This is a genomic window from Paraniabella hibiscisoli, from assembly GCF_022512515.1.
In the GTDB taxonomy this organism is placed as follows: Bacteria; Bacteroidota; Bacteroidia; order Chitinophagales; family Chitinophagaceae; genus Niabella; species Niabella hibiscisoli.
Window position 1 is genome coordinate 2,110,247 of the sequence record NZ_JAKWBK010000001.1, and the last position, 13,156, is coordinate 2,123,402.

15 protein-coding genes, 1 tRNA gene and 1 pseudogene are annotated in these 13,156 nt (G+C 42.6%); 11 read left to right on the forward strand and 6 right to left on the reverse strand.

Annotation, left to right across the window (positions count from 1 at the left end; translation table 11 throughout):
* Positions 1–72 precede the first annotated feature (72 nt).
* The 3 genes from MKP07_RS13410 to MKP07_RS13420 all read right to left on the reverse strand — a co-directional run bounded on the left by MKP07_RS13410 (position 73) and on the right by MKP07_RS13420 (position 3,847).
* Complete coding sequence (locus MKP07_RS13410) at positions 73–1,086, reverse strand: chloride channel protein (protein WP_240847648.1); 1,014 nt, start codon at positions 1,084–1,086, stop codon at positions 73–75.
* A complete protein-coding gene (locus MKP07_RS13415; protein ID WP_240847649.1) occupies positions 1,055–1,351 on the reverse strand; it encodes a hypothetical protein in 297 nt (98 codons plus the stop codon). The genes MKP07_RS13410 and MKP07_RS13415 overlap by 32 nt, the downstream gene beginning before the upstream one ends.
* A 147-nt stretch (positions 1,352–1,498) precedes the next feature.
* On the reverse strand, positions 1,499–3,847 hold the full coding sequence (locus MKP07_RS13420; protein ID WP_240847650.1) for an ATP-dependent helicase: 2,349 nt from the start codon (positions 3,845–3,847) through the stop codon (positions 1,499–1,501).
* Between the two features lie 213 nt (positions 3,848–4,060).
* Here MKP07_RS13420 and MKP07_RS13425 point away from each other — a divergent pair, with 213 nt between their 5' ends.
* The 5 genes and pseudogenes from MKP07_RS13425 (at position 4,061) to MKP07_RS13445 (ending at position 7,420) form a co-directional block, all read left to right on the forward strand.
* The gene (locus MKP07_RS13425) at positions 4,061–4,825 is read left to right on the forward strand and encodes a hypothetical protein (RefSeq protein WP_240847651.1); all 765 of its coding nucleotides are present in this window, start codon (positions 4,061–4,063) and stop codon (positions 4,823–4,825) included.
* A gap of 37 nt (positions 4,826–4,862) precedes the next feature.
* Positions 4,863–5,309, forward strand: a complete 447-nt coding sequence (locus tag MKP07_RS13430; protein ID WP_240847652.1) for a hypothetical protein — start codon at positions 4,863–4,865, stop codon at positions 5,307–5,309.
* A 112-nt stretch (positions 5,310–5,421) separates the two neighbouring features.
* Positions 5,422–5,595 carry a hypothetical protein gene (locus MKP07_RS13435; protein ID WP_240847653.1) on the forward strand — a complete coding sequence of 58 codons (174 nt, stop codon included), beginning with the start codon at positions 5,422–5,424 and terminating at the stop codon, positions 5,593–5,595.
* Entirely contained in the window at positions 5,582–6,943 is a 1,362-nt protein-coding gene (locus MKP07_RS13440; RefSeq protein ID WP_240847654.1) for a pseudouridine synthase, read from the forward strand. The genes MKP07_RS13435 and MKP07_RS13440 overlap by 14 nt, the downstream gene beginning before the upstream one ends.
* Before the next feature lie 67 nt (positions 6,944–7,010).
* A pseudogene (locus MKP07_RS13445) lies at positions 7,011–7,420 on the forward strand (GatB/YqeY domain-containing protein).
* Positions 7,421–7,478: 58 nt separating this feature from the next.
* On the opposite strand, the gene MKP07_RS13450 reads toward MKP07_RS13445, so the two are convergent.
* The 3 genes from MKP07_RS13450 to MKP07_RS13455 all read right to left on the reverse strand — a co-directional run bounded on the left by MKP07_RS13450 (position 7,479) and on the right by MKP07_RS13455 (position 9,634).
* Positions 7,479–8,564 (reverse strand): lipase family protein, encoded by a 1,086-nt coding sequence (locus MKP07_RS13450; RefSeq protein ID WP_240847655.1) that lies wholly within the window; start codon positions 8,562–8,564, stop codon positions 7,479–7,481.
* Positions 8,565–8,705: 141 nt separating this feature from the next.
* The gene (locus MKP07_RS42470; protein WP_262919291.1) at positions 8,706–8,897 is read right to left on the reverse strand and encodes a hypothetical protein; all 192 of its coding nucleotides are present in this window, start codon (positions 8,895–8,897) and stop codon (positions 8,706–8,708) included.
* Positions 8,894–9,634 (reverse strand): malate dehydrogenase, encoded by a 741-nt coding sequence (locus tag MKP07_RS13455; protein WP_262919292.1) that lies wholly within the window; start codon positions 9,632–9,634, stop codon positions 8,894–8,896. The genes MKP07_RS42470 and MKP07_RS13455 overlap by 4 nt, the downstream gene beginning before the upstream one ends.
* Positions 9,635–9,923: 289 nt before the next feature.
* Between MKP07_RS13455 and MKP07_RS13460 the strand changes: the two genes are divergently transcribed.
* The 6 genes from MKP07_RS13460 (at position 9,924) to MKP07_RS13485 (ending at position 13,112) form a co-directional block, all read left to right on the forward strand.
* Positions 9,924–10,604 (forward strand): hypothetical protein, encoded by a 681-nt coding sequence (locus MKP07_RS13460; protein WP_240847656.1) that lies wholly within the window; start codon positions 9,924–9,926, stop codon positions 10,602–10,604.
* Between the two features lie 166 nt (positions 10,605–10,770).
* Positions 10,771–11,580 carry a hypothetical protein gene (locus tag MKP07_RS13465; protein ID WP_240847657.1) on the forward strand — a complete coding sequence of 270 codons (810 nt, stop codon included), beginning with the start codon at positions 10,771–10,773 and terminating at the stop codon, positions 11,578–11,580.
* Positions 11,559–11,888, forward strand: a complete 330-nt coding sequence (locus MKP07_RS13470; RefSeq protein WP_240847658.1) for a hypothetical protein — start codon at positions 11,559–11,561, stop codon at positions 11,886–11,888. The genes MKP07_RS13465 and MKP07_RS13470 overlap by 22 nt, the downstream gene beginning before the upstream one ends.
* A gap of 59 nt (positions 11,889–11,947) precedes the next feature.
* A complete protein-coding gene (locus tag MKP07_RS13475) occupies positions 11,948–12,814 on the forward strand; it encodes a hypothetical protein (protein ID WP_240847659.1) in 867 nt (288 codons plus the stop codon).
* Positions 12,757–12,963: a hypothetical protein gene (locus MKP07_RS13480; protein WP_240847660.1), complete on the forward strand. Its 207-nt coding sequence runs from the start codon at positions 12,757–12,759 to the stop codon at positions 12,961–12,963. Before MKP07_RS13475 ends, MKP07_RS13480 begins: the two co-directional genes overlap by 58 nt.
* 78 nt (positions 12,964–13,041) lie before the next feature.
* Positions 13,042–13,112: transfer RNA gene (locus tag MKP07_RS13485), tRNA-Gln, on the forward strand.
* Positions 13,113–13,156 lie beyond the last annotated feature (44 nt).

A 13,156-nucleotide genomic window follows, 5' to 3' on the forward strand; every position in this document is an offset into this window, starting at 1 on the left:
AGACATGTTAACTAAATGTAGAGCGCAAATATCTTTTATTATTACTATTAAAATACAATTCAGCGACTTGCTTTACACCTCTTGCGACTTTGCCGACTTATAAAAATCATAAGTATACGCGTTGTATGGAAGCAGTCGTTGTGAGAATAATTTGGCAGTAAAGCACCCTATTACGATAGGGATGAATAAGCTGTATCCGTTAGGTACGAGGTTGCAGGCCAATATTAATGCCGTAAAGGGAGCGAAGATGGCAGATGAGAGCGTAGCGGCAGCACCCACCAAAGCAAAATTCAGCGGCACCAGGTTTGTATGAAAATAATTATTACAGAAAATAGCTAGCAACAAACCGAGGAAAGCTCCTGCCACAATGCTGGGCGCAAAAACGCCGCCATCACCACCAGCGCCTAATGTAAGAGAAGCTGCCAAAGGCTTTAACAAGATCAGCGATGCCAGGAGTAATAATGAAATATGTTCTTCATTGATGGCCGTTTCAAGAATATGATTCAAGCCATGGTAGCTATCTCCGTACAAAACGGGAAAGCATAGAATTAGAAAACCAACTACCAAAGCCCCGAGGTTTACTCTAAGGAAATTATTATGGATCTGCGCAAAAAGGCTCTTAATGCGTGTTACTAAAAAAGTAAAATAGACGGCCAGTGTGCCGCTTAACAAACCCAGCAATACAAAGAAAGGAATGGCATACCAGTTCCAGTTTTTAATATGAAAATGGAGTAGGGGTTCATGATCAAAAAAGAAAATAAAAGCAGCAGCGATGATGGCAGAAGCGGTGCAACTAATAACCAGTGATTTTCGCAGTTTACGGGCAATTACTTCCATTGCAAATAGCCAGCCGGCCAGCGGACTTGCAAAAAGTACGGCGACCCCTGCGGCTACACCCGCGCAGATCAGCTCTCGCTTATACATTTTAGCGGAGAACTCCCTTTTATATCCCATATTGCCTACAGTAGCCGTGGCTACTACTGTTGATACTTCCACACCTGTAGAACCACCGAAGATCACCGTAAGAAACCCATTGATGTAGTGCGAGGGGATTTTAAAAAAGGGAGATGTTCTTTCTCTGGTCAAGGGTTTTATAGATCTCTGTAATGCCCTTGTTTTTGCGATTCAAAAACAGGTATTTACGGAGAAAATAAATAGCCGTAATGCCAATAGTTGGCAGCACCACGAACAAAACCTTGTTGGTGGTTTCTACTTTATTAAATACCCTATGCTCGAAATATTCTGTAAGATGTTTGAGAGAGAATGCCAGCAGGCAACTTATTAAGCCAATGAGAATAGAGATGAGTACCAGCTTGTAATAATGATGTACGATGACTTTTTTCCTTTCCACGCAATTCCAATTTAATTAAGGAGCAGGGAAAGGCCCTGCCCCTGTTTAATATTTGGCAAAGGTAACAACTGTTGCTGTAAACAGTTGCTGCGAATAGTCATCTGGTTGATTGTCAATATTATCCTACAATTCTTAACCTGGCATAATTTAGCAGGATCTTTTTTCCCCGTTTGTATTAAACTTTATTAAAGCCATAGGATTGTGGCTGGCGCCTTCCATTTTAATGATCTCTCCAAAGCCAAACTTTTGGTGTTCTACCTTTTGTCCTACAGCCAACTCTGCTACTTCATTGGCTACAAAATTTTCTGTAGGGGTATGATCGGTAGCCTTTTTTTCTATCTTGGGAGGTAAATAGCTGGGGGTGGTTGTTTTTTTTGCTTGGTGGTGCACCATACTTTTTTCTGCATCTTCGGCAGCTTTTTTGGTTCCGCTCTCCCAGGAAGTCTTTTGTGACCAGCCACCACTAAATCCTCCGTTCGTGCGTTCAAAAGCACTTCCTCCAAAACCGGTACTCATCTTGGTACCGCCACCTGCATAACTGCGATCCAAAAATTGTTCGGGTAACTCTTCTATAAAACGGCTGGGCTCGTTTTGCACCAGCTGTCCAAACTTATATCGGGTATTGGCATAGGTTACCCATAGTTTCTTTTTAGCCCGGGTTACTACCACATAAAAAAGACGCCGCTCTTCTTCCAGCTCTTCCCTTGTATTAATACTCATAGCGTTCGGAAACAGCATTTCTTCCAGCCCGGCCGCAAATACACATTCAAATTCCAGTCCTTTTGCTGCGTGAATAGTCATCAGTTTTACCGTATCGGCATCCGGGTCTTTCTCGTCTGCATCGGTAAGCAAGGTGATCTGCTGAAGATAAGCGCCCAGGCCCTTATCCACCACCTCGCCATCCTCGTTATCCGGGCTTTCCACCCATTCTTTAATAGAGTTGAGCAACTCCTGTATGTTTTCGTAACGTTGTAATCCTTCTGTGCTTTTATCATTGAAAAGCTCTCTCACCAGGTTGGTATTCTTACCTACGTGAAAGGCCACTTCATAAGCATTTTGTTTTTCCAGCATGCTGGAAAAACTCCTGATCATGGTCACGAAATTGTTGATCACTTCCAGCGTTCCCGCGCGGAAGCCGTGTTGAGCGGCCTCCACCAATATTTCCCACATAGTTTTATTGTGGGTGTTAGCCAGTAAAATGATCTTGTCTATAGTTGTTTTCCCGATACCTCTTACCGGGTAATTGATGATCCTTTTCAGCGCTTCTTCATCGCGGCTATTGATGATGAGACGGAGATAGGCTACCAGGTCTTTAATTTCTTTGCGCTGGTAAAAGCTAACGCCTCCATACATGGTATAAGGAATGGCCATGCGCCTTAGAGCTTCCTCGAAAGCACGGCTCTGAGCGTTGGTACGATACAGTATTGCAAAATCCTTATTCAGGAAATGATTACGCAGTTTTTGCTCCTGTATGCTGTCAGCAACAAATTTGCCTTCTTCATTATCCGACATGGTTTTCACAATGCGGATCTTTTCACCTTCTGCGTTTTCTGTAAACAGTACTTTAGGAATTTGCCCCTTGTTTTTGCCGATCACATCATTGGCTGCATTGATGATCGTTTGTGTACTGCGATAATTCTGCTCCAGCTTTACCACTTTTACTTCATCATAGTCTTTCTGAAATTGTAAGATGTTCTGTATGGTGGCGCCCCGGAAGCTATAGATGCTCTGGGCATCATCTCCCACTACGCAAACATTTTCATGCATAGCTCCCAGTAGCTTGATTACCTCGTACTGAGCAGGGTTAGTATCCTGGTACTCATCAATCAGTATATATTTAAATTTATGCTGGTACTTGCTTAATGATTCCGGGTTGGTTTTAAGCAGCTCATAAAACTTCAGTAACAGGTCGTCAAAGTCCATGGCGCCATTCTTAAAACAGCGCTTGCAGTAAGAGTCGTAAATTTTGGCTATGGCCGGCCGGTTGGCGCGTAGGTCTTCCTGCTGTGCATAATAATCGGTAGCATAATCTGCCGGTGAAACCAGCGCATTCTTGGCGGAGGAGATCCTGTTGTATACCTGTGCCGGTTTATACAGTTTATCATCCAGGTGCATTTCATTGATCACAGCCTTTACTACACTTTTGGCATCATCCGTATCATAAATAGTGAAATTATTGGGATAGCCGATCCTATGAGCTTCAGCTCTTAAAATCCGCGCAAATACACTGTGAAAAGTGCCTATATATAAATTGCGTGCCTCGCTACCTCCTAAAATATGTTCAATACGTTCTTTCATTTCACGGGCGGCTTTATTGGTAAATGTCAGCGCCAGTATATTAAAAGCGTCTATGCCACTAGCCATCAAATGGGCAATCCGTGTAGTTAAAACCTTGGTTTTGCCACTTCCTGCACCCGCTATAATCATAATTGGCCCCTGAATATGTAAAACCGCCTCTTTTTGCCGCTCGTTCAATCCTTTTATATAATCCTGCATGGGCGCAAGGTACGAAGAGCCCCTGATTTATACGGTAGGCCGCCTGTAAAAAAGTATTGGTTGCCAATTTTCATCATTGGGAAAATTAATACTTTAACAAACCCGCATTAAACCTCCTAAGTTATTTGTAGTCAGATAACTGTTTGTAAATGTTTAACAATAATTAGCAGAGAGTTTGTCCTTTAAATATCATCTAATCAAAAATTACACAAGATGTATTTATTATTGAAGAAAATAGCGGTTATTGGTTGTTTTTTACTTATAACCAACGCGTTACTGGCGCAGGAAATACCGTCTAGGGCAAATGATGGAGTAAGTAGCGCTGCTCCAAGGGAAGCTCGTAAGGATGCTTATTTTAACCTGAAGCTGACCAGGGAACAGCAAAAAGAGCTGCAGGTAGTTAATAAAGAAAACAGGGAGAAAGTAAAAGAGATCGCTGCTGACAGTGCATTGACTCCAAAGGAGCGAAAGGAGAAAACACAGGCAGCCAGAAAAGAGCTGGTAGAAAAACGTAAGGCAGTTCTTACGGCAGAGCAGTATGCAATGTATGAGCAAAACCAGAAAGAGATTAAAGAAAAGGGTGCCATTAGTCCTGAAAAAAATGTGGTAAGTAGTGCGGAGAAAAATAAAGGAAAAGATCCCAACGGGTTGAGCAGGGATGCGGAGAAAAAGACATCTAAAAAAGGGAGGAGTAACTGGAACGATTTGCAAATGACCGGTGAGCAACGGGAAAAGATGAAAACAGCCAGCCAGGATTATAACTCACAAGTACAAACTATAAGAAACAATATTTCACTTACGTCATCGGAGAAGCAAGACCAGGTGCGGAATGTTTACAGGGCGTATGAGATGGAGGTGCGCTCTATACTGACCGCGGAACAAAAATCGAAATGGGACGATCAGCAGAGGAGGGCCAGGATGTCTATGTCGACCAGGGAGCTTCAGAACGACCGGGCCAGGAGAGGTCTGACTAATTAAGGTCCATATAAATAAGATCAAATGCCTTTGAGCAGGCGTGTTGGATAATTCAATTAAAACAAAAAAAGAAAACAATGAAAAAGCAATTTTTCTCGCTGCTGTGATCAGCGCTTTCAGCATCACCGCTACTTACGCACAGGACGCACCTAAGGAAAAACCTAAAGGGGAAGCACGCCAGGGCGGCGAAAGACGCGGCGGCGGATACAATGCAGCTGAAATGTATAAAGATCTGAACCTGACCAAAGAGCAGGAAACTAAGTTGAAAGACCTGAACGATGAGCAAGGCAAAAAGATGCAGGAGTTAAGAAATGACAACTCTTTGAGCGATGATGCGAGAAGAGAGAAAATGCAGGAAATGAGAAAGGACAGAATGGAGAAAGAAGGCGCTATTCTCAATAAAGAGCAAAAAGAAAAACTGGATGCTAAAAGGAAAGAAAGAATGGAAAGAGGCGGCAACAGAGGCCCTCGTGAAAATAAGCAATAAGCGTTCTTATATAATAGTATTCTGTAGGCCACTTTCTTTGAAAGTGGCTTTTTGTTGAAGCATTAGTATCTTTGTTCTTTAATTACTGTTGAAAAACAGCAAAATAGTATACATGAAAAAAATAGATCCCCGCTTTCAAAAGTTTGCTAAAAAGAAAAGCAATGCTGCCATAAAAGAAGGTTTTAAGCAAGAAAAGAGAAAGTACAAAAAAGAAAAGGCTGAGTTTTTGAACAAAAAAGAAAGAAGCCCGCGAAAAGCAGATTGCAGGACCAGTGATCGAGCGTGAAAAAGTGGTTTTGGAGCAAATGCCGCTTAACAAATACCTGGCGCATGGTGGGGTGAGCAGTCGCAGGGAAGCTGCTGATCTTATTAAGGACGGCAATGTAAGAGTAAATGGCAATGTAATAACCGAGCCTGGCTATAAAATGTCTGACGGGGATGAGGTTACGGTAAACGGGAAGAAGATCTTTATCACCAAAAACCTGGTTTATATCCTGATCAACAAACCCAAGGATTATATAACAACCACCGATGATCCGCAAAAGCGTAAAACAGTACTGGACCTGATCAAAAAAGCCACACAGGAGCGGGTATACCCGGTTGGAAGGCTGGATCGTAATACATCAGGAGTCTTATTAATTACCAATGATGGAGAGCTGGCACAAAAATTAACACACCCAAGTAACGAGGTAAAAAAGATCTACGCCGTAACATTGGATAAGGTACTCGAAAAAGGAGACTTTGATAAGATATTGAAAGGTGTAACACTGGAAGACGGGCCAGCTTATGTGGATGTATTGGCTTATAGCGATGCTAATGACAGAACACAAATAGGCGTAGAAATACATAGCGGCCGCAACCGTATTGTTCGCCGGATTTTTGAAAGCCTGGGGTATGATGTAAAAAACCTGGACCGGGTAATGTTTGCGGGACTCACCAAGAAAAATGTGGAGCGAGGTAAATTTCGTTTTCTTACAGAAAAAGAAGTACGTAACCTGAAATACTTAGGAAAGGATAACAGGAATAAAGGCAATGGCCAGATGGCTGCGAAGAAAAGAAATCAGCCGGAGGATATGGATGACGAAGTAGTGGCTACCGCTAAAAGAACGAGGAAGCCCGTTAAAAAAGAAGGCTACTCTGAAAAGTCTTACAGCAAGCCGTCTGGCAATGGCTTTAAAAAAGAAGGCTATGCAGGGAGTGCTCCGGCAAAAAGAACTTTTAAAAAAGAAGACTATTCAGGAAAGCCGTACAATAAAGCTACTGGCGCTGCTAAGAGAGAGGGATATGCATCTAAAGGGTCGGCTGGAAACACGGAAAGGCCTTTTAAGAAAGAAGCATATACAGCAAAGTCGTATCCTAAATCTGCAGGCGCTGCCAAAAGAGAGGGATTCGCGCCAAAAGCTCCTGCGAAGAGAACTGATAGATCTTTCAAAAAAGACGATAGCAAGGGAGCGTCTTATTCTAAAACCGGAGGCTCTTTTAAAAAAGAGGGTTATGCACCAAAAGCTCCTGCTAAAAAGATGGGGAAGCCATTCAAAAAGGAAGGCCCATCCGGCAGAGGCTCGGCAGGAGGTTATAAAGGAGCTTCGGGATCTGCCCGACCAGCACGGCCGCGTAGAGACAATAACAAATAACTTATAAACTGATCAATATATTAATATGTCGTTAGAGCAAACTATTAATGCAGATATTAAAACTGCTATGTTGGCCAAAGATGCCAACGCGTTAACCAGTCTTCGTGCAGTAAAAGCCGCTATACTTTTGGCTAAAACTGCTGAAGGTGCAAAAGGAGAACTGAGTGCTGATGATGAAACTAAGATCGTTCAAAAACTTGTAAAGCAACGCAAGGACTCGCTGGAAATTTTTGAGCAGCAAAACAGACCTGATCTGGCTGAAAAAGAGCGCCAGGAAATAACCGTTATCGAAAAATATTTACCTGCTCAACTTTCTCGGAAGAATTGAAAGCAGCGATTCAGAAAATTATTGCTGAAACCGGTGCTTCTTCTCCTGCCGATATGGGCAAAGTGATGGGCGTAGCGAGCAAAGCTTTATCTGGCAAAGCTGAAGGCAAAGCTATTTCCACTATGGTAAAAGAGTTACTGGCGTCTTAACAATATAATACGCATCATGATACTTAGCTGCTTGCTCCTAAACTGGTAAGCAGCTTTTTTATTGCGGGTAATATTTTTGTATGAGAAAATAATAAGGCGCAAAATGATGGTGCAGGAAATCGTCTTTTCCTTCGTCTTTAAATTTTTCGTCGTAGGCTGCATCTGGTATCAGTACAATCGGGCTTCCTGCTCTCATATAGTTGTTAGATGCAGCATAAGCAGGCTGTTTAAATTGCGGCAGCGCCTTTTTAATAGCCATCTTATAGATGGTTTTTCCCAGGTACTTGGTATACATTTCCTGTGCCTTTCTTGGTTTTCGGTTTACCCTGCCATATAAAATACCGCCGACAAATCTTACACCGAATTTTTGCTTTTTCAACAGCTCCTTTGTTTTGATCAGCGGGTTAGGCAGACTCATGTCCTGTATGCGCTGAATAGTGTAGGGTGACTCTGGTACCCAATCTTTTCGGTTGACAATGGTATAGCCCCATCCGTCGCGGGTTATGTTTTCATAGTCGTAAGCGTAATACATATTGCCCGGTTTGGGCGCAGCGCTACAGTATGTTTTAAACTGTATGTCTTTAGGCAGTTTGCCGTCCTGTTGTAAATAATGCAGGTAGGAGCGTAGCAGGAATGCAATAGCGGCTCCCTGGCTATGACCGAATAGGTATATGTCCCGCACGCCTTTCTGGTAAAGATCCTGTATTTTCTCAACCATATCAGGAGCCATTGCTGCCAGCGAAACCGTCCAGCCTACATGTACCAAAGCCTGCTCGTCAGATGAAAACTTATAGTTGAATTCGGTCGAATCGTTCATGTGAAGGCTGCCCTTTGCCGGAATCATGGCCGCATAAAAATTAGCCAGCCAGCTCAGCTTGTCCCCGATCGTTCCTCTGATAGATATCGCAGCTGTATTGTCGGCTCTCAGGTATAGGGACCATTGATTTTTAAGCCCAACTTCGGGAGAGCGATAAAGCCTTGTGTAAGGGTCTTTGGTCGTCTTGCGCAGGTTACTGTCGGGAATACTATTGCCAAAATAAAAGAGGGAGAATAAAGATATATACTCCTTTACATCAAAACCCGGCTTTAATTTGGTTTGGGCCTGCAGTGCATAACCACCTGACAGTAACAATGTCGTAGTCACGCATAAAAAATAAGTAGGCGTTTCAATTTGATTTCTTTTAAAGGTGTAGAAGACTTTTGGCTTTGGTGAATTTACTACTAAGATTTTAAAGCATAAAAAAAGCCAGCGGTTTAAATCGCTGGCTTTCCAAGGAAAAAAATATTACAGTGTTTTCAGCACATCATTCATAGCTCTTACTGCATCAGCACTTTTATTGAAAGTAGCCTGCTCTTCATCGCTTAATTTAAAATCGAGTATCTGTTCCCAGCCATTTCTACCAATAGTAACGGGTACTACAAGAGAAATGTCGCTTTGGCCATATTCTCCTTCCAGGAAAACACCGCTTGAGATCAATTTTTCTCATCACGTAAAATACTTTCTACCATAGCCGCAGTTCCCGCGCCGGGTGCGTACCAGGCAGAAGTGCCGATCAGCTTGGTCAGCGTTGCTCCGCCAACCATCGTGTCTGCTACAATTTTTTGTTGCTGCTCTTCGCTCAAAAAGTTGGTCACTGGCGTACTACCCCATGTAGCATGTTTAATCAGCGGGATCATAGTAGTGTCGCCATGACCGCCAATTACCACGGCGTTCAGATCTGCCGGAGAGCATTTCAACTCCTGGCTCAGGTAGTAACGAAAGCGGGCTGAATCTAAGGCGCCACCCATACCAATTACTTTATTTTTAGGTAAGCCAGAGGTAGTATAGGTCAGGTAGTTCATCGTGTCCATCGGATTAGACACAACAATGATAATCGTATCAGGAGAATGCTTTAATATATTTTCAGTAACACTTTTTACAATGCCCGCGTTTACGCCAATCAGTTCTTCTCTGGTCATGCCTGGCTTACGCGGCAAGCCCGATGTAATAACTACCACATCAGAGTTTTCGGTAGCCATATAATCGTTAGTTACCCCTTTGATTTTGGTATCAAAGCCCAGCAATGCTGCTGTCTGCATCATGTCTATCGACTTTCCCTCTGCAACACCTTCTTTTATATCTAATAGAACAAGTTCTGAAGCCAGCTCTTTGCGGGCGATATTGTCGGCACAGGTAGCTCCTACTGCACCAGCTCCCACTACGGTTACTTTCATTTTGTATTAATATTTTAAAGATGACCAATCGGTTAGTTACAAATGTAGTGAAATGAAGCATACAAATCCGGGAACTATTATATCATTAACACAATGGAAAGGAAGCATGCTGGCGAGGCTGTTTTTCATATAAACGGAAGACATATTTTCTTGCATTCAACTTATTTGTTTTTCACACTAAAAAACGAAATGTATTGAGGGGGCTGCTATCAGCAGGATTTAAACGGATCATTCAATGCCCTGTTGTTTTCAGCTTTCAAATATTATCTTTGGTCTATAATCTATCAGTATGGAAAATCAGAAAGGCGGTTTTTTTAGCGGATTGAAAAAGATGATATTTAAAGAGGAAGATGTGCCCCTCTCTGCGCAACCGACCGAACCAACTCCGGTTAAAGTCGAGGAACCTGCAGCGGTCGTATCTCAACCTGCCCGTTCGCCAGATACCAGCTCTGTGCCAATAGAGGCGAGAGAAGATGCTGCAAAGAAGGCCTATCAACTCATTGAGTCCATTAATCAACCAGGTGTGGATTTTTTCGAAGTGTGGAATGCCGTGGAAGAAAGTGGTGGAGAGCAGGCTGCGTCCTTGAAACAAGCGTTTAACACCTTGAAATTCGCTGATAAAACACTAACCAAAGAGAAGCTCTTGAGCAGTGGCAATTACTATAAGAATGAGTTGCAAAAGGCGTTGGATAATGATGTTCTGAAAAAGAGCGGAGAAAAAGCTGCTATTACCAACAAAATCAAAGAGTCGAAGGAAACCCTCATAGCGGAGGTTAGCTCGCTGGAAGAGCAGGTGTTAAGATTACAAAAAACGATTGCAGAGAAACAGGCTGAATTGTCGAACCTACAGGCGCACTGGCAGCCTAAGCTGGAAGATATTGAGAGGAAGATCCAAACCGGGAAGCATGCGATTGAGGGCGTGATTAGTAAAATGCAAACATTGTTGAGCTTAGCAGACAAAGAGTTGTAAATGCTTTCGAAGATCTTTGCCTCACGCTTCTGTAAGAATATGACCTGGAGTACATTTTTTAGCTTCTAAGCGTTTAGATATTGGCCGATATTAGATCTGTATTTACCGATTTACACTTGTATTAAACCTTGTTTTATCAGTAATTTTACGCATAAAAAATTAATTAATGACCACATCCAACAACCATTCGCTCGCTAATACGATTCCCGCATCGTTAAAAAGTCAGCTTCCTATTTTCCAGGTGATAGGAGACAAGTTGCCTGCGGTAGTTAAAACCCCTGAAGCTAAGAAAACATTCAGCGCCCTCATCTTTTGGGTATTGATGATAGGAGGCGTTATTGCTTTTGTAAAATACCTGCCCTTATTGCTGGAGTATGCACAAAAGAGTGTATTGTTTGTATTGTTTGGCATTGTATTTATCGTGCTGCTGATGCTGGCCCCTAAAATAATTAGTGTCCTGCATAGGTTAGGTACCGTGTTATTGTTTAAAGGCGAAAAGGCCATTATCCGCAATAATCCTATTGAATCGTTGCAGCTATTATCGCGTGAAGCAAAGGATACTTTAAAACGTGTAAAAGAAAAAATAGCTAACGTAGATGGTGTGCGTATTGATATGATCCAAAGTGGTGTAACGGCACAAAACGCCGCACAGGAAAAATATACTTTCGCCAAAAGGTTTACTACCGAAGCCGGTAACCTGGAGTTAAAAGGAAAAGAGGCAGAACAGGCGCAGGACAGGGAGAAAGCCAACGCGCTGAGCCGTGATGCCAAAGAAACCCGTACCAAGGCTTTTTTACTGGGAAAAGAAGGTGAGGCTGAAGAACAGAATGCGCGCAGCTATGCACAGTATGCCAACCAGTTTGCCAAAGTGCTGGAAGTATTAAAGGATAATGAAAGTGCCGCCCGTATTTACGTGAGCACGCTGGATAGTAGTATCTCCATCATTAACAAAAAATGGAAGCCACCAGCAAAATGAAGAATGCCACAGATGGTTTGGCAGAAGTGTTTAATATCAAAGATGGCTGGGTTTTCCAGGAAGCGATGGGTGCTGCAACAAGTGCCATCAGTCAGAATATTGCGGCCATACGTTCTAACCTGGAGTTCCTGGATCAGAATAACTCCGTAACGGTTGGTGGTACACCAAGCCAGGAGGAACTGACCGCATTCATCCAAAAAGTAGATCAGAGAAATCTAACCAAATTAAATGTGAATGAAGTAGGGCAGAGCTATCATGAATTAACCAACGATGAAAAGGTGGATAAAGGCTTTTCACTCTTGGACTAAATCTGATCTTACTACTATTTACTTAAAATTATTTTTTACTAAACTCAACTATAATTAAAATGTCAAACGGATCAACATGGAGCAGGCTACGCTGGCCGGTAAAAGCGCTCATAGTAGGTATACCTCTTGTAGGTCTTATCTGGTATGGTAGTCAGAACGAAAAAATAAAAGAAAAATTAGCTTCTACCGATGAAGTAACCACAAGCGAAGTGGTAACTGACGGTGGTAAAAAGGAAGGTTCTGAAAATACTGCCACCGGTAGCAGCGAACATAGAAGCTTTGCTTATCAGCCCGAAAAACCGGTTAACGGCGAATTAAAAGGGGTAGTGGAAGTAGGCGCCTCTGGCTTCAACTCGTTTGTAGTTAAGATTGATAAGGAGAAAAGATGGGAAGTAGTATCCAAGGAATTTGGCAACTCCATGGTATATGAAGGACTGGCTACCGCTGATGATATTCGTCAGGGACTAAAAAAATACCTGGCTGGCATGTTTGATAAAGGCGTAGCTAATAAGAATATGCATTTCGTGATTTCATCGGGTGCACAGAAAGAGCCAAAAACCGACGGCATCGTTAAGGAACTTAAAAAAATGGGTTATGTAGTAAACCTGGTTACCGCCGAGCAGGAAGGTAAACTGGCATTGAAATGCGTGCAGCCGGCTTCTTATAAAGAAAGCTCTTTCGTAACCGATATTGGTTCCGGAAATACAAAGCTTTCCTGGTACGAAGGTTCGAATCTGAAAGCCGTGGAAGCGGAAGGCGCCAAGTATTACGAATTGAATAAAAGCGACGAGTCGGTTTATGATAATGTAAAGTCAAAAGCTAGCGCTATTCCGCAAAAAACAGGGATGTATGTTTTATTGTGGGCGGTGTGCCATTTGAGCTGGCAGATCAAACCAAGCAGGATGGAGAGCGTTATACCGTATTAAAAGCTCCGGCTGATTACAAATCAGACAAGGCTAAAACAAAAGCAGGCATCAATATTTATAAGGCGCTTACAGATGCTACTGGCTGCGATACCTTCGTTTTTGATTGGGATGCCAACTTTACTATCGGTTTTTTGCTGGGCCTTCCTTAAAAAAATTGTTGATTAGTTTTGTACCATAAAAAGAAATTTCCCTATTTTTGCAACCCGATTGAGAAATCGGAGCAGGATTGACCCATGGTGTAACGGTAGCACTACTGATTTTGGTTCAGTCAGTTAAGGTTCGAATCCTTATGGGTCAACAAAAGAGCAGGTTCTAAAGAACTTGCTCTTTTTTTGAAGCAAC

Excerpts from the sequence above, each read along its gene's own strand:
- MKP07_RS13420 (WP_240847650.1), bottom strand. The coding sequence starts at position 3,847 with ATGCAGGATTATATAAAAGGATTGAACGAGCGGCAAAAAGAGGCGGTT.
- MKP07_RS13425 (WP_240847651.1), top strand. The coding sequence starts at position 4,061 with ATGTATTTATTATTGAAGAAAATAGCGGTTATTGGTTGTTTTTTACTT.
- MKP07_RS13435 (WP_240847653.1), top strand. The coding sequence starts at position 5,422 with ATGAAAAAAATAGATCCCCGCTTTCAAAAGTTTGCTAAAAAGAAAAGC.
- MKP07_RS13455 (WP_262919292.1), bottom strand. The coding sequence starts at position 9,634 with ATGAAAGTAACCGTAGTGGGAGCTGGTGCAGTAGGAGCTACCTGTGCC.
- MKP07_RS13460 (WP_240847656.1), top strand. The coding sequence starts at position 9,924 with ATGGAAAATCAGAAAGGCGGTTTTTTTAGCGGATTGAAAAAGATGATA.
- MKP07_RS13465 (WP_240847657.1), top strand. The coding sequence starts at position 10,771 with ATGACCACATCCAACAACCATTCGCTCGCTAATACGATTCCCGCATCG.
- MKP07_RS13470 (WP_240847658.1), top strand. The coding sequence starts at position 11,559 with ATGGAAGCCACCAGCAAAATGAAGAATGCCACAGATGGTTTGGCAGAA.
- MKP07_RS13475 (WP_240847659.1), top strand. The coding sequence starts at position 11,948 with ATGTCAAACGGATCAACATGGAGCAGGCTACGCTGGCCGGTAAAAGCG.